The 19,937-nt window shown below is 56.4% G+C and carries 20 protein-coding genes and 2 tRNA genes; 5 read left to right on the forward strand and 17 right to left on the reverse strand.

The features are described 5' to 3' along the window. Positions 1-56: 56 nt before the first annotated feature. Together BBKW_RS08390 and BBKW_RS08395 are read right to left on the reverse strand one after the other, a co-directional pair. Positions 57-446 carry a Rid family detoxifying hydrolase gene (locus BBKW_RS08390; protein WP_003833824.1) on the reverse strand — a complete coding sequence of 130 codons (390 nt, stop codon included), beginning with the start codon at positions 444-446 and terminating at the stop codon, positions 57-59. 162 nt (positions 447-608) lie between these two features. Beyond that, positions 609-684 (reverse strand) — tRNA-Arg (locus tag BBKW_RS08395). 231 nt (positions 685-915) lie between these two features. Between BBKW_RS08395 and BBKW_RS08400 the strand changes: the two genes are divergently transcribed. Beyond that, positions 916-1,554 (forward strand): CYTH domain-containing protein, encoded by a 639-nt coding sequence (locus BBKW_RS08400; protein ID WP_033501420.1) that lies wholly within the window; start codon positions 916-918, stop codon positions 1,552-1,554. A 104-nt stretch (positions 1,555-1,658) separates the two neighbouring features. Here BBKW_RS08400 and BBKW_RS08405 read toward each other — a convergent pair whose 3' ends face one another. The 3 genes from BBKW_RS08405 to BBKW_RS08415 all read right to left on the reverse strand — a co-directional run bounded on the left by BBKW_RS08405 (position 1,659) and on the right by BBKW_RS08415 (position 4,854). Next, on the reverse strand, positions 1,659-2,621 hold the full coding sequence (locus BBKW_RS08405) for a tetratricopeptide repeat protein (RefSeq protein WP_033501421.1): 963 nt from the start codon (positions 2,619-2,621) through the stop codon (positions 1,659-1,661). A 95-nt stretch (positions 2,622-2,716) separates the two neighbouring features. Beyond that, entirely contained in the window at positions 2,717-3,715 is a 999-nt protein-coding gene (locus BBKW_RS08410; protein ID WP_033501422.1) for a hypothetical protein, read from the reverse strand. Then, positions 3,715-4,854, reverse strand: coding sequence for a hypothetical protein (locus tag BBKW_RS08415; protein WP_128832423.1), 1,140 nt, complete (start codon positions 4,852-4,854; stop codon positions 3,715-3,717). The genes BBKW_RS08410 and BBKW_RS08415 overlap by 1 nt, the downstream gene beginning before the upstream one ends. 81 nt (positions 4,855-4,935) lie before the next feature. Between BBKW_RS08415 and BBKW_RS08425 the strand changes: the two genes are divergently transcribed. Then, positions 4,936-5,892, forward strand: a complete 957-nt coding sequence (locus tag BBKW_RS08425; RefSeq protein WP_193786593.1) for an FKBP-type peptidyl-prolyl cis-trans isomerase — start codon at positions 4,936-4,938, stop codon at positions 5,890-5,892. Between the two features lie 60 nt (positions 5,893-5,952). Here BBKW_RS08425 and nucS read toward each other — a convergent pair whose 3' ends face one another. The 10 genes from nucS to BBKW_RS08475 all read right to left on the reverse strand — a co-directional run bounded on the left by nucS (position 5,953) and on the right by BBKW_RS08475 (position 15,297). After that, positions 5,953-6,657: an endonuclease NucS gene (nucS, locus tag BBKW_RS08430; RefSeq protein WP_033501425.1), complete on the reverse strand. Its 705-nt coding sequence runs from the start codon at positions 6,655-6,657 to the stop codon at positions 5,953-5,955. 185 nt (positions 6,658-6,842) lie between these two features. Continuing rightward, positions 6,843-7,121, reverse strand: a complete 279-nt coding sequence (locus tag BBKW_RS08435; RefSeq protein WP_033501426.1) for a F0F1 ATP synthase subunit epsilon — start codon at positions 7,119-7,121, stop codon at positions 6,843-6,845. Next, positions 7,121-8,602: a F0F1 ATP synthase subunit beta gene (atpD, locus tag BBKW_RS08440; RefSeq protein WP_003833845.1), complete on the reverse strand. Its 1,482-nt coding sequence runs from the start codon at positions 8,600-8,602 to the stop codon at positions 7,121-7,123. The genes BBKW_RS08435 and atpD overlap by 1 nt, the downstream gene beginning before the upstream one ends. A gap of 8 nt (positions 8,603-8,610) precedes the next feature. Further along, positions 8,611-9,531, reverse strand: a complete 921-nt coding sequence (locus BBKW_RS08445) for a F0F1 ATP synthase subunit gamma (RefSeq protein WP_003833846.1) — start codon at positions 9,529-9,531, stop codon at positions 8,611-8,613. 3 nt (positions 9,532-9,534) lie between these two features. After that, complete coding sequence (gene atpA / locus BBKW_RS08450) at positions 9,535-11,163, reverse strand: F0F1 ATP synthase subunit alpha (RefSeq protein WP_033501427.1); 1,629 nt, start codon at positions 11,161-11,163, stop codon at positions 9,535-9,537. Between the two features lie 71 nt (positions 11,164-11,234). Beyond that, positions 11,235-12,062 (reverse strand): F0F1 ATP synthase subunit delta, encoded by an 828-nt coding sequence (locus BBKW_RS08455; RefSeq protein ID WP_033501428.1) that lies wholly within the window; start codon positions 12,060-12,062, stop codon positions 11,235-11,237. A 29-nt stretch (positions 12,063-12,091) separates the two neighbouring features. Next, positions 12,092-12,613, reverse strand: a complete 522-nt coding sequence (locus BBKW_RS08460) for a F0F1 ATP synthase subunit B (RefSeq protein ID WP_033501429.1) — start codon at positions 12,611-12,613, stop codon at positions 12,092-12,094. Positions 12,614-12,669: 56 nt separating this feature from the next. Further along, the gene (gene atpE, locus BBKW_RS08465) at positions 12,670-12,897 is read right to left on the reverse strand and encodes an ATP synthase F0 subunit C (protein ID WP_003809874.1); all 228 of its coding nucleotides are present in this window, start codon (positions 12,895-12,897) and stop codon (positions 12,670-12,672) included. Between the two features lie 56 nt (positions 12,898-12,953). After that, positions 12,954-13,763, reverse strand: coding sequence for a F0F1 ATP synthase subunit A (gene atpB / locus BBKW_RS08470; RefSeq protein ID WP_003833854.1), 810 nt, complete (start codon positions 13,761-13,763; stop codon positions 12,954-12,956). Positions 13,764-14,262: 499 nt separating this feature from the next. Continuing rightward, entirely contained in the window at positions 14,263-15,297 is a 1,035-nt protein-coding gene (locus BBKW_RS08475; RefSeq protein WP_033501430.1) for a homoserine O-succinyltransferase, read from the reverse strand. 191 nt (positions 15,298-15,488) lie between these two features. Between BBKW_RS08475 and BBKW_RS08480 the strand changes: the two genes are divergently transcribed. Further along, positions 15,489-15,565 (forward strand) — tRNA-Met (locus tag BBKW_RS08480). Here BBKW_RS08480 and BBKW_RS10325 read toward each other — a convergent pair. Together BBKW_RS10325 and BBKW_RS08485 are read right to left on the reverse strand one after the other, a co-directional pair. After that, positions 15,544-15,732, reverse strand: a complete 189-nt coding sequence (locus BBKW_RS10325; RefSeq protein WP_081962279.1) for a hypothetical protein — start codon at positions 15,730-15,732, stop codon at positions 15,544-15,546. The genes BBKW_RS08480 and BBKW_RS10325 overlap by 22 nt on opposite strands. 53 nt (positions 15,733-15,785) lie before the next feature. Beyond that, positions 15,786-16,721 carry a hypothetical protein gene (locus tag BBKW_RS08485; RefSeq protein ID WP_033501431.1) on the reverse strand — a complete coding sequence of 312 codons (936 nt, stop codon included), beginning with the start codon at positions 16,719-16,721 and terminating at the stop codon, positions 15,786-15,788. A 355-nt stretch (positions 16,722-17,076) separates the two neighbouring features. On the opposite strand from BBKW_RS08485, the gene BBKW_RS08490 reads away from it, so the two are divergent. Both BBKW_RS08490 and BBKW_RS08495 read left to right on the forward strand, forming a co-directional pair. Beyond that, positions 17,077-19,257, forward strand: coding sequence for a maltotransferase domain-containing protein (locus BBKW_RS08490; protein ID WP_048349541.1), 2,181 nt, complete (start codon positions 17,077-17,079; stop codon positions 19,255-19,257). Positions 19,258-19,401: 144 nt separating this feature from the next. Then, on the forward strand, positions 19,402-19,899 hold the full coding sequence (locus tag BBKW_RS08495) for an inorganic diphosphatase (RefSeq protein WP_033501433.1): 498 nt from the start codon (positions 19,402-19,404) through the stop codon (positions 19,897-19,899). Positions 19,900-19,937: the final 38 nt, after the last annotated feature.

Below are 19,937 nucleotides of genomic sequence, written 5' to 3' on the forward strand. Positions count from 1 at the left end.
AACCGCATACGAGCCTGAAAAGGATTTCCTGGAGATTTGCAATCAACGCACTGAAATCAGAGCACAGCGATGGCGTCGATCTCAACGAGAGCGCCCTTCGGAATGTTGTTGCCGCCGAACGCGACGCGGGCCGGCTTCACGGAGCCGATGAAGGCCTGCGCATACACGTCGTCGATCTCGTGGAAGTCTTCGACGTTCTTCATGTAGATGGTGGCGCGGCAGACGTGCTCGATGCCGGTGCCTGCGGCGTCAAGAATGTGCTTGATGTTCTTCAGTGCCTGGGCTGCCTGCTCGCCGGCGGTTTCGCCGGCCAGTTCGCCGGTGGCCGGGTCGATGCCCAGCTGGCCTGAGACGAACACGAAACCGTTGGCCTTCACGGCCTGGCTGTATGCGCCCAGTGCAGCCGGGGCTTCAGAAGTCGCAACCGCTTCCATCTTCTCGCTCATAATGTTCTCCTTCGAAGAACGTGTTATTGCATCTTGCTTGCGTTCAGGCCGTGGCAAACCACGACAACGCAATCTCAAGCAATCACTGTACCCATGGAATCGACGTGCATTGTCCCATGTTCCAAATACCGGCTCTGCGACCCGACCCTTCACATATCTTTGTGGTGGGCTTGATGGGAATCGAACCCACGACCTTCTGTTCCGGAGACAGACGCTCTATCCACTGAGCTACAAACCCGTGCGTCAACCTACTTTACACTGCCTTGAGATGAAAGCGACACTTTTTACGGAAAAAATGGTTTTTGAATCTCAGTCATTATGTTGGCAAAACAAGCGTGGATGGGGTTTCGGCAACGCGCCCAACTATGTAGGGGATTTGACGGGTGCAGAACGGGGAACGAAGAGTATTACATCATAATTTACGGCGCAATAACGCTATTTACCGCGTCTTTTCCACTAGACTGAAAATATGGTTGAGGATTCAGGCAGAAATATAGGCGATTTCGAATACACGCGCCGTTTTTTCTGCCGTGCCCTGCCGACGCAGTTGGATGACAGTGACAGTCCGACATTAATCGTACAAAGTTATTACGTTCATCAAGATAATTACGCGCTGCGCGTGCGATTAAAAACAAAGTCCGTTCGCATCGCCATGACTCCGGACCTCGACCCGCTGGCCGTGCTCGAAAAGTATCGCGACGAATTCCGGATTGGATCAGTCACCGTGAAAGGGCCGTCCGTGGGAGGCACACGCTATGAGGCAAGCCGCGACTTGGATTCGCGCATCGCCGGGGAGCTCATCAAACGCGGCGGACACGTAACCATCAAAAACCGTTTCACCGACTGGATCGATGAGGACGGCTGGAACATCGACGTGTTCGGAGGCACCAACGCTCCCCTGATCATTGCGGAAGCGGAACGCATCGGCCCGGTCACCAATCTGGTGATTCCGAAATTCTGCACCACCGAAATCACCGACCAATCGCGGTTCAGCAATGAAGGGCTTGCCGCGAATCCATATTCACGATGGAAATCCGAATTCGAAGCCGAACTGGAAGCGGACGGACCGCAATTCCTTGACTATTTCGGCACCAATCGTATGGAATAAGTCTTTTTTTAAATATAAAAAACAACCGTAGGCTGTAAAGAACGATTTGGTTGTCAGCCTACGGTTGAACGGTACCCAAAACGGTATCTAAGTCAATAAACGTATCAGTACATAAGCGTGGCGAGGCGACGGCGGGCGCGCTTCAAACGCTCGTCGGTCGGCTCAGGAATCGTGAAATATTCCAATAGACGCTTGCGCACCGGTTCAATATCAGCCTTGTGACCGGCCGCAACGAAATCCAGCAAACGGTCGAACGCATCCTGAATCTGACCGCCGATCATATCAATGTCAGCAACGGCAAGCTGCGCTTCAACATCATCGGGATTGTCGGCAGCGGCGGCACGCACCTCACGCACGTTCGCATTGGCGGAACGGGCCAACAGCAACGCCTTCGCACGCTCGCGGGCTGCGCGGGCATCGTTCGGATCGGCTTCAAGCACCTTCTCGTACGCGGCTGCGGCACCAGCGTAATCGCCCTGCTGGGCCAGCATATACGCCTCCTGATGCTCCGGAGGCACCTGCTCCTGGGCGCCGGCATCGGAATTCGCCGCATCGGAATCCGGATCGCCCGAATACGGCGCGGAACCGGTCACGCCAGCCTGTTGGGCGGCGGCAACCAGATTCGGAATCACCGCGTCCACAAGCTGCTGCATTTCCTCAGCGGACGGCAAGCCCTGCAGAATCGGCATCGGACGGCCGTTGATCAACGCGAACAAAGCAGGAGCACCCTGCACTTGAAACGCCTGCGCGATCGACGGATTCGACGCGATATCGATACGAGACAGCTGAATCTGGCCGTTCAGCTGGTTCACGGCATCGCCCAACTGGCGTGCCATATCGAACAGGCGATCATCGGTCGGCACCCACAACAGCAGCAGAATCGGGAACGTGGCCGACGTCTGCACCATGGCCTGGAACGTGTTCTCCGTAGTGTCGATCACGTAACCGCCAGCGGCCGGAGCTCCTCCAGCCTGCCCCGGCTCAGCCTTCACCTGATGCTTCAACGCTTCAAGATCGACGGCTCCCGCCAAGGAAACTCCCGGATTAAACGGCCTTTGACCTGCCATGCTTGCCTCCTAAATATCAACAATCAACAACATTAAGCGCCCAGCGCAACACGCATTGCAAACGTTCGCCCCAAGCTTACGCGCAACCGCCACGATTACAGCGCCTCAACCTTGACCGGCTGACGTTCAGAACCGACTGCGGTGATCTTCTCGCCGGAATTCGCCGGAGGCACGTACAACGCGATCACATTCACATACGTGGTTTTCATGGTGCTGGTGGCCCGACCGTCGCCAAACAGCGCTTTTTCCGCATCGGAAGCGGGCTGCGATTCACGGCCGGAGCCAGCTGAGCGCGTCCATTCGGAATTGATCTGTGCCACTACCAAGTCGCCACCATCCGCGGAACGCATAACGCTGATGGCACCGTCAACCGGCGTGAACGCCTGCTGCTGCGATCCCTCGTTCAGCTCCATGGCCTTCTGCACCTGTCCGGTCAGATCGGCAAGCTTCGTACGCAAATCGTCGTCGGCAAACTTCTGCGCATACTGGCTGGACGCACCGTTCTGCAACACGTCGGCATATGCAGCAACCGCATCCTTCGGAGTCATGACCAGACCGGTGTCTTTTTCCGTTCCCTGTGCGCTACCGGTTTTGGAAATCTCAAAACTCGGCATTTTCACGCCCGAGAACAGTCGTGCCACACCCCACAATTTGTAGTTCTGGCGTGCGGAATCCTGGCGGAACACCAGCAGACGCTTGGACTGCTGGTCGTCCGTGGTGGAAGTGATGGAAAACACCGAACGTGGCCATCCACTGTCCGTGGAAATCACGGCCTGTGCCAAATCGGTTGGAATCGCGGTCTTACGATCAAGATTGCCCGTGACCTGCGCCACATGAAGTTCACTTGTGCGAATCTCAAGTTCCGGCCCCTCCAGAATTGAGCCGAGGGCGTCGATATTGCGATCGTTATTGCACTGGTCAAGCGTTTTGAGAATATTCGTGCGGATGGTTTTCTCTTGCTTGGCGGTCAGATTCGGCGCATCCTGACGTTGCGTGGCTTTCGGCTGCGGCAGCTGCCCCTCGCATCCGCACATGCCAACGACCATTCCCAATGCGAGCACGGCCGCCGCGATTACGTTGAAACGCTTCTTCATCACTTGGCCTCCTCGTTGTCAGATTCGTCGGATTCGTCGTTTTCGGATGTTTCGTTGGATTCCACAGATCCTGAGGACGCTGCGGCCGCACTGCTTTCCTCTTGTGCGAGACGTGCGAAATATGCGGCAAGCTCGTCTTGCGAAATCACGGAAGTCTGTTCGAAATCGTCGTTTTCACCAACGCCATCAGTGGCGGCATTCTGCTGGTCGGCAACCAAATTTCGAGCGGAAGGATCGATAATCGTAGGTTGTGCCATCTCATTTTGCATGTTTTCCGAACCGGTCGCACGATGGCTCGCATGGCGACGGCGCTTACGATTCGACCCGCTCTTATCACTACGGGCGGCACTTGCTTCGGCGTTCTTCACCCATGCGGCAACCTCGTCATCGTCACCCTGCGTGGAACCGATGCCGTCAACCATGGCAAACACGCGCTTGTTACGGCGCTTATGCGGAGGCATGGCAAACACAGAAGCCGAAAGCACTGCAAGTATTGCCAGCAATCCGCCGGAAAGATAGAACGGCATGGCGAAATTCAGCAGCAAACGACGAGTCCAATCAAGCGTGACCGAACCTCCGTTGCGATTGCCGTAATCGATAATCGCAACGGAATCCTCGGCATTATTCGTATTCGTACCCTTGATCTGCATATCAACGGAACCGGCATTGCATTTGACGGTGCGCCACATGTCGGAATCCTGGAACGCGACCTGGCCTTCGGAATTATCAGCAGTGCCCTGAGCCGTGGCCTTCAGCGTGGACAGGGTGGACCAGTCAGACAACCCGGTGACGCGCACGTATTTGGATCCCGCGATCCATCCGGCAACATCACGGGCGGAACCGATGGCGATGCACACGTTCGCGGATTTGTCTCGGGACTTCGCCGAAATGGTGACACGATCATCAACCAATTGCAGCACATTCGGATCGGTGACCACATACTGTGGTCCCGTGACCGTGGCGGACGCCGAGACCTGCGTCGAGGGCTTCCAGATCGTCGCGTTCAAGACGCCAAGCACGATGCAAGTAATGGCAAGCAAACCGAAAATAGGCGTGACAATGCCGCGCATGATCTTGGCGTGTCGCGTGGGACCCGCCTTGGACTGCGGCTTTTCCTGTTCTTCCTGCAATAAAGTCATAGCATTCACTATTCTACATTGCCCCTCTGCAAAAGCCTGAAAAAACTATGAAAATCAATGATTGCCACTAAGGTGGAACCTATGCGCAAATCTACTCTTTTCAAAGCCGTCGCAGCCGCTTGCACGACGATCATGTGCCTAGGATTCGCGGCATGCGGAAGTTCCGACGCGAAGTCAGGTTCATCTTCCGATTCGTCATCGTCTTCCTCCAACTCCTCGTCGAAGATGAACCAGATTGCTGGCGTGACCGCCACGGGCAAGCCCGGCGAGAAGCCGACCGTCTCCTTCAAAACCCCTATGACGGTAGAAGACAACAGCTACGTCGTACTGCAGAAAGGCAACGGCGACCAGATCGAAGACGGCGACCGCATATGCACGCAGGGCATCGCCATCAATGTCAAGGACGGTTCCGAATTAGCGAGCACATGGGAGAAAAACACCCCCGATTGCTCCACGGTGGTCACTTCCGACACCAGTCAGATGACTGAGAATTATTACAACATTTTCAAGGATCAGAAGCTTAACGCCACGATTGCGTTCGGTGTGAACGATTCAAATTCCGCAGGCACATCATATTTGATGGTGCTCACGATCGTGTCGAAGTCGAAGGATCTGACGAAGGCAACGGGCACGAAGGTGCATGACGTGCCTACCGATCTACCGAAGGTCACGCTTGCAAAGGACGGCAAGCCGTCGATCGACATGAACGGTTACCAGGGTTCCGACACGTTGGTTTCGCAGGATTTGATCAAGGGCGAAGGTGCCGAGGTCAAGGATACGCAGACCGTAGTGGCGCATTACACCGGCTGGCTGCTGGACGGCACGCAATTCGATTCCTCGTGGGATCGTGGCAAATCCTCCACGTTCTCGCTTGACGGCGTGATCAAGGGATGGAAGCAGGGGCTGGCCGGCCACACCGTCGGTTCCCAGGTACTGCTGGTGGTGCCACCGAGCCTCGGCTACGGCAGCAAGGCGAAGGATAAGATTCCGGCGAACTCCACGCTGGTCTTCGTCGTCGACATCCTCGCCGCCTACTGATCTACATCACGATTCGTGCATAAAAAACTCCCTGCATAACAACAGGGAGTTTTTTATAAGCTAGAAGAGTCGTAAGGAGTCGTCTTCGGTGCCCTTCATCTCGTCATAGTCGAGGATCAGGCAGTCGAAGCCGCGGTCTTGGGCAAGCACACGGGCCTGCGGAGTGATGGTCTGCGCGGCGAAAATACCACGTACGGGGGCTAGCAAAGGATCGCGGTTGAGTAGTTCGCAGTAGCGAGTGAGCTGCTCGACGCCGTCGATACCACCGTTTCTCTTGATTTCGATGGCAACGTGCTTGCCACTAGCGTCGATGGCCATGATGTCGACCGGTCCAATGGCAGTCGGGTATTCGCGGCGCACGAGCGTCGCCCCCTCGCCGATGCGTTCGATCTGTTCAGCCAAGTATTTTTGCAGATGGTCTTCGACACCATCTTTGATCAGTCCCGGATCTTCGCCCAAATCGTACGTTTCATCGGAATAAATATGCTGCAAGGTCACTTCGAGCACGTCGTTGGATTTATCTGCCGAAGCGCGGATGACTTTCTGCGGAACTTCCGTTTCGACATCGTCGTCAGCATGGTTCGGAGTGATGTCTTTAATGGTGCAGGGCGCTGCCATCCAATTAAGCGGCTTGTATGATCCAAGTTCGGAAAAAATCAGCAGACTGTTGTCGGCTTTGATGAGCAACACGCGCCTGGCGAGCGGCAGGGACGCGTTCAAACGTCCGGAATATTCGGCAGAGCAATCAGCAACAATAATTCGCACGAGGCACTACCCTACCATGATTGCCGTAAGCCCTGAATCCGTAATCAGTGCAATCTTTTTTTATTGTAATTAATACCGTTTTTTGAAAAGAAAAACGACCTGTCCACTACAACTGCAGTAATCGCAATCATATGCAAATTGCTGCAATCGCAACAGACAGGCCGTCAGAAGTATGCTACCGAGTGCTACTCGGCCATCTTGACGTTACGTCCACGCTCAACCGCAACGGTGAGCTTGTTCGAATCGAAGGAGATGAAACCGTCGGTCACTTCGAAGGAGCGACGGCTACCATCCGGATCCACCACAACGATGGTTCCTTCCTTGATTACGGTCAATACAGGCTCGTGGTTGGGCAGGATGCCCATTCCGCCTTCAAAAGCCGGAATGGTGACGGACTTCGCCGTACCGTGCCACACAGGGTGGTCTGCGGCGACGATGTTCACCTGCATTGTCAATCCGGCCATCACGCACCGTATTCCTTCTGCATGTCGTGCCACTTCTTCTCGAGATCGTCGATGCCGCCGATGCCGGAGAATGCCTGTTCCGGAACGTCGTCATACACGCCGTCGCAAATACGAGTGAACGCTTCGATGGTCTCGTCTGCCGGCACGTAGGAGCCCGGGCGACCGGTGAACTTTTCGGCGACGTAGAAGTTCTGACCGAGGAACTGCTCGATCTTACGAGCACGGTTCACAGTGGTCTTGTCTTCTTCGCCGAGCTCATCAATACCGATCAGGGCGATGATGTCCTGCAGCTCCTTGTTACGCTGCAGAATCGCCTTGACACGGTTCGCGCACTCGTAGTGAGCCTGGCCCACGTAACGCGGATCAAGGATTCGCGAAGTGGAGCTCAGCGGGTCCACTGCCGGGTAGATACCCTTGGAAGCGATGTCACGGGAAAGCTCGGTGGTTGCATCCAAGTGGGCGAAGGTCGTTGCAGGAGCCGGGTCGGTGTAATCATCGGCCGGCACGTAGATGGCCTGCAGCGAGGTAATGGAGTGACCGCGGGTCGAAGTGATTCGCTCCTGCAGGGCACCCATTTCGTCAGCCAGGTTCGGCTGGTAGCCCACTGCGGACGGCATACGACCGAGCAGGGTGGACACCTCGGAACCAGCCTGGGTGAAACGGAAGATGTTATCGATGAACAGCAGCACATCCTGGTTCTGCACATCACGGAAGTACTCTGCCATGGTCAGTGCGGTCAGCGGCACGCGCAGACGGGTACCCGGCTGCTCATCCATCTGACCGAAGACCAATGCGGTCTTCTCAAGAACGCCAGCCTCGTCCATTTCGCCAATCAGATCGTTACCCTCACGGGTACGCTCGCCGACGCCTGCGAACACGGACACACCGCCGTGGTTCTGGGCGACTCGCTGGATCATTTCCTGAATAAGCACGGTCTTACCGACGCCTGCGCCACCGAACAGACCGATCTTGCCGCCCTGCACGTACGGGGTCAGCAAATCGATGACCTTGATACCGGTTTCGAACATCTGGGTCTTGGATTCCAGCTGATCGAATGCCGGTGGGTTGCGGTGGATAGGCCAACGCTCAGTGACCGTGATGGTCTCGTCATCCTTCTTGTTGAGGATGTTGCCGGACACATCGAACACATGGCCCTTGGTAACATCGCCAACAGGAACGGAGATCGGGCCGCCGGTGTCAAGCACGGTGGCGCCACGAACGAGGCCGTCGGTCGGCTTCAGCGCCACGGTACGCACGGTGGAGTCGCCGAGGTGCTGTTCGACCTCAAGCGTGATCTTCTTCGTGGTTTCGCCCTCTTCGTTGGCGGTGTTGGTCAGCTCAACGGTAAGTGCGTTGTAAATGTCGGGCAGGTGGCCCACCGGGAATTCGACGTCGATGACCGAACCCTGGATACGCGTGACGCGTCCAGCGGTCGGCTCTGCAGCCGTCTCGGGAGCCGCTGTGGTCTGATTCTCAGCCATATGCGTTCCTACTCTTCCTTCTTATTCAGCGCGTCGGCGCTGCCGATGATTTCGGTAAGTTCCTGGGTAATCGAAGCCTGTCGCGAAGCGTTGAGCTTGCGGGTCAGGTCGTCGATCAGGCTGCGGGCATTGTCTGTAGCCGTATGCATGGCGTTCTGTCGGCTTGCAGTCTCGGATGCCGCCGCGGTGAGCAGGCATTCATGAATACGGGACTGGATGTACTTCGGCAGAATCGCGTCAAGCACTTCGTCGACGCTCGGCTCGAACGCATAAAGCGGGGTCGCGGCATCGGCATCGGATTCGGACACAGGGCCGGAGTCCTGCTGTTCCGGAAGCACGAGTTCAACGGGCAGCATACGCAGCACGCGCACCTTCTGAACAACCATATTCACGAATTCGGTGAACACGATGTAGAGTTCGGAAACTCCACCTTCGCTCGCCGGCTTCATGTAGGCGTCCATCAGTGCCTTCGAGATGGACTCTGCGACTTCTACGCCGGGCTGGTCGGTATCGCCTTCCCAAGTACCGGCAACATCACGATTGCGGTACTTGTAGTACGTCACACCGCGACGACCATACACATACAGTTCCGGCTGCTTGCCTGCCGCATCGAGGCGGGCCAGCAGCGATTCCGTTTCGCGGATGATCGAGGAGGTGTACGGTCCTGCCATACCACGGTCCGAGGTGAGAGCGAGGACAGCCACGCGAGGGTTGTCCTCGTCCTTCTTCACGATCGGATGGTCGATATGGGTATGGGCCACCAGCGCTTGCACGGCGTCGAAAATCGCATCGGTATACGGCTTCGCGTTCAAGGCGACGTCACGTGCCTTGGCGATGTGCGAAGACGCGATCATCTCCTGCGCGTTGAAGATTTTCTCCAACGACGCGGTGGAGGCGATCCTAGATTTCAATGCGAGTTGCGAGCCCATGGATCACTTCTCTCCTGCGACGATCTTTTCCTGCTCGACCGGAGTGGCGTTCTTGATGTCAGGCTTCTTCTCGACCAGCGGCTTGCCCGCGCTGGTCACGAAGGTCTCACGGAACGCTTCCACAGCCTTGTCGAGGGCGGCCTCGGTGTCGGCGGTGAAGTCTTCGGTCTCGCGGATGGTCTTGAGAATATCGGTGTTGTGGTCCAAGTAGTCCAGCATGGCCTTCTCGAACGGCAGCACGTCATTCAACGGCAGGTCATCCATCTTGCCATGGGTGCCGGCCCACACGGAGACGACTTCCTGTTCCATGGAATACGGGGAGAACTGCGGCTGCTTGAGCAGCTCGGTCAGGTGGGAGCCACGGTTCAGCTGGGCCTTCGAAGCCGCATCCAAGTCGGATGCGAACATGGCGAAGGATTCCAAGGAACGGTACTGGGCCAAGGAAATCTTCAGTGTGCCGGAGACCTTCTTCAACGCCTTGGTCTGTGCCGCGCCACCGACTCGAGACACGGAGATACCGACGTCGACAGCCGGACGCTGGTTCGCGTTGAACAGGTCGGACTGCAGGAAGATCTGACCATCGGTGATGGAAATCACGTTGGTCGGAATGTATGCGGACACGTCGTTTGCCTTGGTTTCGACGATCGGCAGGCCGGTCATCGAACCGCCGCCGAGGTCATCGGAAACCTTGGCGCAACGTTCGAGCAGACGGGAGTGCAGGTAGAACACATCGCCCGGGTATGCCTCACGTCCCGGCGGACGGCGCAGCAGCACGGAAATCGAACGGTAAGCCTCAGCCTGCTTCGACAGATCGTCGAAGACGATGAGCACATGCTTGCCGTTGTACATCCAGTGCTGTCCGATGGCGGAACCGGTGTACGGTGCGATGTACTTGAAGCCTGCGGAATCAGAAGCCGGTGAGGCCACGATGGTGGTGTACTCCATGGCGCCGGATTCTTCGAGGGACTGCTTCACCGATGCGATGGTGGAGCCCTTCTGACCGATGGCCACGTAGATGCAACGCACCTGCTTCTTCGGGTCGCCGGATTCCCAGTTACGCTTCTGGTTGATGATCGTATCGATTGCGATAGCGGTCTTACCGGTCTGGCGATCGCCAATGATGAGCTGGCGCTGGCCACGGCCGATAGGCGTCATTGCGTCGATGGCCTTCAGACCGGTGGACATTGGCTCGTCAACCGGATGACGATGCATAACGTCAGGTGCCTGGGCCTCGAGAATACGACGGCCTTCGGTCTTGATCTCGCCAAGACCATCAATCGGGTTGCCTAGCGGGTCCACGACGCGGCCAAGGTAGCCGTCGCCGACGGGCACGGAGAGCACTTCGCCGGTACGACGCACTTCCTGGCCCTCCTCGATACCTGCGAAGTCGCCGAGGATAACCACACCGATCTCGCGGGCGTCAAGGTTGAACGCCAGGCCAAGCGTGCCGTCTTCGAAGGTCAGCAGCTCATTGGCCATGCAACCAGGCAGTCCCGTCACGTGCGCAATGCCGTCGCCAGCAGTCGCGACATAACCGACCTCCTGGGTCGGGGTGTCCGACGGCTTGTACGACTCGACGAACTCATCGAGCGCCTTGCGTATCGTGGTGGGATCAATGGTAAGTTCTGCCATGATCACTCCTTATTGTTGTTTATAAATTCAGTCAAGTCTTGTTTCAGGCTTGTTCACCGTGCGGCGAACCGTCAGGCGGTTGCCTTCACCGTGCGCTGAAGATGCTGCAGCTGTGCGACCACCGTGTTGTCGGTGACCTCGTCGCCCACCTGGATGCGCATGCCACCCATGACGGTCGGATCGACCACAGAGTTGATGTGCACCGGATGGTCGGTCTTCGCCGTATAGATGGCGATGAGCTTTTCCACCTGCTCCTTGCTCAACGGCGTTGCCGTGGTAACAGTGACCATCGATTCGCCCATATGGCGGGAGAACTTGTTGATCAGCCACTGAATGGTCTGCAGGTAGCGGCGATTGCGCAGATTGCAGGTCGCGTGCTCGGCCAGGCGCTTGGTCACCTTAGTGAAATCCGCGTCACCAATCAGGCTGTACAGCAGCTTGACACGGGCTTCACTGGAAACGGTTGCGTCATACAGCTTGGTGCGCACGACCGGAAGGTTGAGCAGTGCGGAATGCAACTCGGCAAGCTCGACGGAGACCTGCAAAGTCGTATTGGTGTGGTCCGCGTAGTACATCATGCCGTCAACGCCGAAATCCTCAACGGCATTGGCGATATCAGACACGCGGCTCCAACGGCGGGACACCAGATCGGACATAATCTCCATCACCAGTGGATGGGCTTGATCCCCAATCAGGGTCTTGACTACCGCAACCTTGTCTTCGACTGGGCGCGACGGGTCGGTGAGGGCACGTTCAAGCTGGATGTTGTGGTCAAGCGCGCTGGTGATCGTGAACAGCTCGTTCCCGATACGCCATGCGTCCTCACCGCTGTTACGCAGCTTGGGGGCCAGCGAGTCACGCGAAACGCGATCTGCGATACGCGATGCTTCTCCTCGCATTGGTCACCTCCCTTTCTTGAAGGTTTCGATCACTTCTTGTCGCTGTCCATGTCGGCGATCATCTGGTCGATCATCGACGACTGCACATCGTCATTCTCGAGCTTGCTACCCAGGATCTTGCCGGCCAGTGCCGTTGCCAGCACGCCGACTTCACCCTTGAGGCTCACCAGAGCCTGCTGCTGCTGCGATTCGATGGAACGCTGGGCAGTAGCGGTGATCTGCGCCGCATCGCTTTCGGCACGGGTACGTGCGTCCGCGATGATGTGCGATGCCTCCGTACGTGCGTCGTCACGGATCTTGGATGCCTCGACGCGCGCCTTGCTCAGCTGAGCCTCATACTTCGTCTTGGCTTCATCGGCATCTTTCTGGGCCTGTTCGGCCTTGGCGATGCCACCTTCGATCTTGGCAGCGCGCTCATCGAACACGGCCTGGAACTTCGGCAGGAAGAACTTGTAGAAGAACACGGCGACGATGATCAGAATGACCAACGACCAGAAAATGTCGTAGCTTTTCGGAAGGAACAATTCCATTTCGCTAGCTGCGGTCACCATAGTGTCTTCCTCCTTTCATGTTCGTTTGCGTCTTCGGTGTTACCTTGAATCAAGTCTTACTTGATGAAGGCGAGCACGAAGCCGAGCAGTGCCAGCACCTCAACGAATGCCAGGCCCAGGAACATGAGGGTCTGCAGACGGCTGCCGAGCTCAGGCTGGCGAGCGGTGCCTTCGATGGTCTTGCCGATCAGGATGCCCAGACCGATGCCAGGGCCGATAGCGGCGAGGCCGTAGCCAACGACGTTCAGGTTGCCGGCAACCTCAGCGAGGGTAACGATATCCATGATTGTTTCCTTTCTGGTTATTGCTTGACAAGAAGCAACAATTAAAAAGCCGGCGGTCAGTCGATCTCCGGATAGCTCATGTTGATGTATGCGGTGGTCAGAATGGCAAAGATGTAAGCCTGCAGGCAAGCGACCAGCGCCTCGAACAGGAACATGAACATACCAGCTGCGAAGGTGACGACGCCGAATGGCATGAACACCTTGTTCACCACATCAATGAGGAAGTACTGCGTGGCCGAAAGGCACAGCGCAAGAATCAAGTGGCCCGAAACCATGTTGGCGAACAGTCGGATCGTCAACGAGAATGGGCGGATAATCAGCAGCTCAAGCAGCTGAATCGGGGACAGCAGAATGTAGATCGGAGCCGGAACACCCTTCGGGAAGATCTCATCCCTCAGGAAGTGGCCAAGACCCTTTTCACGAATGCCTGCAATCCAGTATTGGCAGAAGCACCACATGGCGAATACTAGCGGCAGCGTAATCGTTGCGCTTGCCGCGATATTGAAGCCCGGGATGATGCCACACAGATTGAAGACCAGCAACGTGCAGAACACGGTGGTGATCATCGGCACGTAACGCTTGCCGCGCAGCTCACCCATCACCTGATAGACGATATTGTCGCGGACGAATTCGATCAGCCATTCGACTGCTCCCTGCCAACGGCTGGGGATGAGCTTTGCACGGCTTGCCGTAATTCCGAGAACCAGCAGCATGATGACGGTCGCAAGAATGCGAACGAGGATGATGCGGTTAATGGCGAACGGCGTGCCCTGAAAAACGAACGGATCGGGAAGGAAGTCATCGACACTGGGCATCTCGGGACCATCAGCGATGGTCAGCATGCCTTTTCCCAATGCACCAATCATTCACGCCTCCTGCTCTTGTGTCAGCTGTTAGTTTAACCCAACAACCGAGTCGAATGTGACGTTCTGGTTACTTAACCAAAGCGTACTTCGAAGTATGCATCGACGCGACCGGAGCCCCGTGCGACGCATTCGACTCCGAATGGCTGGATAGGATTATTAGCCCGTGTCTAGACAACGTCCACACACTTGGGGTTTTCCTTACGGCCATTTGGTTTTTCCGGCGTTTCGCTTCAAGCTGGACTAACTAGACACGGCTCTGTGATTCGTCGGGTAGTCGACGTTATCCAGCATACCGCATGTTGTCGGTAAAACGTTTCACTATGTCTATCGAGTGTCAGAAAATCTTTAAAAACTGATTCAGCTCAACACCGATAAATCGCAGACGAATGCGATTGATACAAACAAAAAGATGCACACAATCACGCGATTCGCGTCACGCGAATTATCACATATTCAACGCATCGATGGCTTCCGCAATACTACGGAAGGGACCTTGGATTCAGTCGTGGATCACGCCGTAGCCGTCGCGCACGAACGGCGCGAACGCATCGACACGCGGCGAACCCGGCTGATGGCGAATCGAACGATCCGTGCCAAGACGCTTCTGCGCACGAAGCTGCGGAACCTCGCTCAAATCGTATGGCGTGGTCTGATACACCCAATTCAGCCAATTACGCCACAACAGATTCGCGTGGGCGCGCCACGCGAACACCGGTTCAAGCTGCGAATCGTCATGCGGGAAGTAGTTTTCGGGGAACGGCACGTTCGTCATTCCCTTCTTCATATCGCGCTCATACTCCTCAGCCAAGGTGTACTTGCCGTACTCCCAATGGCCAAGCGCGAACACCTCCGAAAAATCGCGGGTGGCGATCAGACCAGGACCGGATTTTGGACCCCACGTAAGCACCTGCAATTCGGGATTGCGGGCGACATCACCTTCGTTCACCCCCGCAAGGCGAGAATGCGGCTGCAGGCAGATCTCGTCGAAACCGTTCGTCAGGAAGCAGTATTCATCCTGCAAATACTGTGGAAACACACCGAAAATCTTCTCCGGAAGATTCTCTTTACGCACGTTATAGCGGTAATTGAGCGCACCCATCGCACCCCAGCACAAATACATGGTGGAGAACACATGCGTGGAAGCCCAGTCGAGAATCTTCTTGAACTCATCCCAATAATCGACCTGCTCGAAATCAAGATGCTCGACGGGAGCACCCGTCACCACGAAGCCGTCGTAATAATTGTCTTGGAACGCGTCGAGGTTTTCATAAAACTTTACTAAATGGTCGGCGCTCACATGCGTACCCTCATGCGTGGAGGTCTTCATGAAATCGATCTCCACCTGCAGAGGACTCTTCGAGATCAGGCGGAGCAGCTGTGTTTCCGTTTCAACCTTCTTCGGCATGAGATTCAGGATCACCAGCTTGAGCGGGCGCACACGCTGACGCTCCGCTTCGGGCTTTTCTAGCGCGAAAATGCGCTCGGAGTCGAGAATGTCTCTGGCCGGAAGGCCGCTGGGAATCTTGATAGGCATGCTTCTATTATGGTGCGGAGTCGGATATGGCGCACTCCCCTGCGCCGGCGATCGGTCGAAACAGGTATAGGAAAAATGGATAACGCGCTATTTGTGACGCTATTTCACACGGTCGAACGAGTACGACACGCCGATTTGACATATTTGAAAGTAATCGTAAAGTTAATAGAGCTGTCTTGAAGACAAGCCGACGCGGGGTGGAGCAGCTCGGTAGCTCGCTGGGCTCATAACCCAGAGGTCCATGGTTCAAATCCATGCCCCGCTACCAATGAAAGTCAGGAACCATAGTGGTTCCTGACTTTTTTGTTTTCCTACCGAATCTTGGCCAAGCCGATTACTTAACAGAATCCAGGCAAAATCTGGACATGGCAGCTGGTCGGACTGTTCACAGGTTTCGAATTTCGCCACGTTCTTTTCGCTGGCTTCCTTCAGCATATTCAGCCAAGTTCCGCAAACTCGCCTCCATGAAGCAGCATCATCGCCACCTATCATCGTCGACGAACGGCATATAGCATGAACGCCCCGCAGCACATCACGGCAGCTGCCAAACCCAACACCAGCCCCATCGAACTTCCTGTCTGAGGCATTTCCTGCTCAGGGGCATAAAGGTTATCGACATTGAACGTCAACAGGCTATCCTCACGTTCCACCACATCGTTCAGCACCATCATTTTCTGCGCGGTGACGGCCTCATCCAATCCCACGGACTGGTATCCGACCTTGATATTGACCTCGCCGGCGCCCGTTGCATGCCAATACACGGTGGTTCCCTCCAGTTCGGCCCAGCCGACTGCCGTGGGCTCGTCATCTTCGTCGAACACGGCCGGACCTTCGATCGTCGCCGTGAATACGCCCTCGACAGGCTGTCCACTCGCATCCAGCAACTGCACGAACAGGCTTCCGGACCGCAATCCCTGCCGATCATCACGCGTCACCCTCGAAGAAACCGGCAACTTGTTCGCAGCCTCCTCCCAAAGCTCGTTGACCTTGCTCTCCAGCTCGTCCATCACCGAGAAGAGGTATTGCTCATGCCTGGCCCACACCTTTTGGTCGTCATAGTTGCGGTGCACCAGCACGCCGATCGCCGCATACGTGAGCACCGGTTCCCCGTCATGTTGATATTCGGACAGCAGCCATGCAAGGCGCCGCGCCGCTTCCGTATTTTCCACGGTGGTGGTTTCAGTCACCTTATAGTCGGTCATGCGTTCGATTTGCCGGCAATAATAGAATTTGCCCGATCTCGATTCCGCGTTCACCCCGATCACATACGGTTTTCCATCAAGAAAATAGTTGTGATGCTTGCCGTTCGCACGTAGCAGCTGTTCGGCGGCCAGCGCTGCCGGGCATGTCATCGCTACGATTATGGCGCAGGCCACCAATACCGCGGCCAGAATCGCAAGCATACGTCGCTTCATAACATTCATTGCATCGTCCTTTCGATATGCACGTCGTTGTTGCCGTGATTCAACAGACTTACATACTTGCGATTACCACATGGCCTTTTTCAGGGGTTGTGGTCGGAGGACGTATTTTTTCGGCATTCTGTGGATAACTTTGCCTGTTGAAAACCGCGACTTATCCACAAAAAACGTTTTGCCAAACTTAAGTCAAGAAGTTATCCACAAAGGGCGGAAAATCGCTGATCAGAAGATAGTTCACCAAATCCACCTTTCCTCATCTATAATCGGCGTTATGGCAGAAGAAGATAACAGCGCGGAACCGCGCACCACAACCAAGCAATCAACCCTCAAGAAGACGACCGCTAAGGCGGAGTCATCAATGTCTCAGACGCCTAACAAGCGCACTGCCGCCAAAAAACCTACGGCATCCACCGCTCGCAAGCGCACCGCCAAGGCGAAGACCGCCTCACCACAAGTCGTAGGCGAAGCCCCAGCCCCCGTCATCGAACGCACCAGCCCCGAACAGTTCGGCCGCGTGAACGTGCTCGACATCACCCCGAACGTTGAGAACGGCCTGTTCCCAGCACGCGTGGAGCTCGGCGAAGCATTCAATGTCACCGCACAAGTGTTCATCGAAGGCCGCACCAAGGCCGGAGCGACCGTGTCCGTACGCAGCGCACGCGGCCGCGAGGTTGAACGTTTCGCCATGACCTGCACCAATCCGGGTCTTGATCGCTGGGAAGCCATGGTCAAGATCGGCGAGCACAGCGATCTGAAGCCGTGGGATGCCGACTATGCCACCGTCAAGCGCAAGCTGGGTGAATGGCAGATCGTGGTTGAAGGCTGGGAAGACACCTACCAGTCCTGGCTGCACGACGCCATCATCAAGGTTGAAGTGAATGACGACGTGGAGAATGCGCTGGAATCCGGCGCACGACTGCTCGCGCGTTGGGCCGATGCGAAGGATTCCAAGCTTTCCGCAGCCGACAAGAAGGTGCTGCGCGACGCCTCCAAGACCATGGGAGACAAGTCGCTGAGCGCCGAAGAGCGTCTCGCCGCAGCCCAGAGCAGCGACATCGAGCAGCTGCACGAAACCAACCCGCTGCGCGACGGCCTGTCCGAGTCGAATCCGCAGCGTTTCCGCGTGGAACGCCCGAAGTCCAGCTTCGCTTCCTGGTATCAGTTCTTCCCGCGTTCCGAAGGTGCCTACTACGGCGAAGACGGCAAGATCGTTCCCGGCAACCTCAAGACATCAATCGCCGGCTTGGAACGTGCCGCAGCCGAAGGCTTCAACATTGTGTATTTGCCGCCGATCTTCCCGATTGGCGTAACCAACCGCAAGGGACGCAACAATTCCCTGGTAGCCGGCCCGAACGATCCGGGCTCTCCGTTCGGCATCGGTTCCGAACTGGGTGGCCACGACACCGTTGACCCGCAGCTTGGCACCATGGACGATTTCAAGGCATTCTGCGAGCGTGCCCACGAGCTGGGCTTGGAAATCGCGCTTGATTTCGCTCTGCAGTGCTCTCCTGACCACCCGTGGGTTAAGGCGCATCCGAACTGGTTCCGCACCAAGCCGGACGGCACCATCGCATTCGCCGAGAATCCGCCGAAGAAGTATCAGGATATTTACCCGATCGATTTCAATGCCGACATGGAAGGCATCGAAAAAGAAGTCGAACGCATTATGGACCTGTGGGTCAAGGCGGGTGTGACGATCTTCCGCGTTGACAACCCTCACACCAAGCCGGTGCGTTTCTGGCAGGATGTGATCGCCGCCGTCACGAAGAAGCACCCGGAAGTGCTGTTCCTCGCCGAGGCGTTCACCCGTCCGGGCATGATGCGCGCGCTGAGCTATGCGGGCTTCACGCAGTCGCACTGCTACTTCCCATGGCGTAACACCAAGGAAGAGCTCGAAGAGTACTTCGAAGAGACCAACGGCGATGGCGGCTTCTACCAGCACAACACGTTCTGGCCCACCACTCCGGATATTCTCACCGCCTACGTGCGCGACAACGGCATCGCCGGTCACGCAGTGCGTGCGGTGCTCGCCGCTATGGGCAGCCCGAGCTGGGGTATTTACAACGGCTACGAGCTTATCGAAAACAAGCAGCGTCCGGGCTTCGAAGAGCAGATTGACAATGAGAAGTACGAAGTCAAGGTGCGCGACTGGGACAGCACCGAAAAGTACGGTATCGCCGAACTGCTGACCTCGCTCAACAAGATTCGTGACACTCACCCGGCATGCCGCAGCTACCACAATCTGCACATTCTGCCGAGCGACGATGCGGGCGTGATCGCATTCCTGCGCCAGACCCCGGCCGAGCTGACCGGCACCGGCAAGGCAGACACGGTGATTGTGATCGTGAACCTTGACGGCCACAACGCGCACCAGTCCATCGTGCATGTGGAGCTTGGCGACTTCGGTTTCGCCACCGACAAGCCGCTCAAGGTGCATGACGAGCTGACCGGCCACGACTTCGAATGGGGTTACGACAACTACGTTTCGCTCGCCCCATGGGCCGACGTGGCACACGTGCTCACCGTTGTCGAAGACTGATTGAGTCTCAATCGATCTGATTAATCTCGGTCAGCTCGACTAGAAATTCGTTTCGATTCATGCCACAATACCGGTTCCACTTCGGTGGAAAGCGGTATTGTGGTTACTGGCAATGTAAACTGCCCAATCTCAAGGAGAAATGACATGGCAGAAACCTTCAACGTCGTGGTGGAAATTCCGCGCGGCTCCAAGAACAAGTACGAAGTGGATCACGAGACCGGCCGCGTGTTCCTGGACCGCACCCTGTTCACTTCCATGGGTTACCCGGATGACTACGGCTACATCGACGGCACTCTGGGCGAGGATGGCGATCCGCTCGACGCACTCGTCATGATTCCGAACTCCGTGTTCCCGGGCTGCGTGGTGGAATGCCGCGCCGTTGGCCTGTACCACATGGTCGACGAGGCTGGCGGAGATGACAAGGTGCTGTGCGTGCCGGCTGACGTGCGTTTCGACGACATCAAGGATGTCGAAGACGTTTCCGAGTACCACAAGGCTGAAATCAAGCACTTCTTCGAGCAGTACAAGGCTCTGGAGCCGGGCAAGGAAGTGCTGCCGGGCGATTATTGGACCGGTGCCGAGAAGGCTGAAGCTGAAATCGTGGCCGCTCGCAAGCGCCTCGCTGAATCCGAAGCTGAGTGATTTCGCCCCTTTCTAGGTAACGACTTTACATAAGAAGC

The sequence above is a fragment of the Bifidobacterium catenulatum subsp. kashiwanohense JCM 15439 = DSM 21854 genome (assembly GCF_001042615.1).
GTDB classification, from domain to species: Bacteria; Actinomycetota; Actinomycetes; order Actinomycetales; family Bifidobacteriaceae; genus Bifidobacterium; species Bifidobacterium catenulatum.

Bases quoted from the DNA above. Each gene is read 5' to 3' on its own strand.
- BBKW_RS08390 (WP_003833824.1), bottom strand. From the start codon at position 446: ATGAGCGAGAAGATGGAAGCGGTTGCGACTTCTGAAGCCCCGGCTGCA.
- BBKW_RS08485 (WP_033501431.1), bottom strand. From the start codon at position 16,721: ATGAATGTTATGAAGCGACGTATGCTTGCGATTCTGGCCGCGGTATTG.
- BBKW_RS08400 (WP_033501420.1), top strand. From the start codon at position 916: ATGGTTGAGGATTCAGGCAGAAATATAGGCGATTTCGAATACACGCGC.
- BBKW_RS10325 (WP_081962279.1), bottom strand. From the start codon at position 15,732: ATGCTGAAGGAAGCCAGCGAAAAGAACGTGGCGAAATTCGAAACCTGT.
- BBKW_RS08405 (WP_033501421.1), bottom strand. From the start codon at position 2,621: ATGGCAGGTCAAAGGCCGTTTAATCCGGGAGTTTCCTTGGCGGGAGCC.
- BBKW_RS08445 (WP_003833846.1), bottom strand. From the start codon at position 9,531: ATGGGCTCGCAACTCGCATTGAAATCTAGGATCGCCTCCACCGCGTCG.
- BBKW_RS08415 (WP_128832423.1), bottom strand. From the start codon at position 4,854: ATGACTTTATTGCAGGAAGAACAGGAAAAGCCGCAGTCCAAGGCGGGT.
- atpD (WP_003833845.1), bottom strand. From the start codon at position 8,602: ATGGCTGAGAATCAGACCACAGCGGCTCCCGAGACGGCTGCAGAGCCG.
- BBKW_RS08455 (WP_033501428.1), bottom strand. From the start codon at position 12,062: ATGCGAGGAGAAGCATCGCGTATCGCAGATCGCGTTTCGCGTGACTCG.
- BBKW_RS08435 (WP_033501426.1), bottom strand. From the start codon at position 7,121: ATGGCCGGATTGACAATGCAGGTGAACATCGTCGCCGCAGACCACCCT.
- BBKW_RS08490 (WP_048349541.1), top strand. From the start codon at position 17,077: ATGTCTCAGACGCCTAACAAGCGCACTGCCGCCAAAAAACCTACGGCA.
- BBKW_RS08460 (WP_033501429.1), bottom strand. From the start codon at position 12,613: ATGGTGACCGCAGCTAGCGAAATGGAATTGTTCCTTCCGAAAAGCTAC.
- atpA (WP_033501427.1), bottom strand. From the start codon at position 11,163: ATGGCAGAACTTACCATTGATCCCACCACGATACGCAAGGCGCTCGAT.
- atpB (WP_003833854.1), bottom strand. From the start codon at position 13,763: ATGATTGGTGCATTGGGAAAAGGCATGCTGACCATCGCTGATGGTCCC.
- atpE (WP_003809874.1), bottom strand. From the start codon at position 12,897: ATGGATATCGTTACCCTCGCTGAGGTTGCCGGCAACCTGAACGTCGTT.
- BBKW_RS08475 (WP_033501430.1), bottom strand. From the start codon at position 15,297: ATGCCTATCAAGATTCCCAGCGGCCTTCCGGCCAGAGACATTCTCGAC.
- BBKW_RS08495 (WP_033501433.1), top strand. From the start codon at position 19,402: ATGGCAGAAACCTTCAACGTCGTGGTGGAAATTCCGCGCGGCTCCAAG.
- BBKW_RS08410 (WP_033501422.1), bottom strand. From the start codon at position 3,715: ATGAAGAAGCGTTTCAACGTAATCGCGGCGGCCGTGCTCGCATTGGGA.
- BBKW_RS08425 (WP_193786593.1), top strand. From the start codon at position 4,936: ATGCGCAAATCTACTCTTTTCAAAGCCGTCGCAGCCGCTTGCACGACG.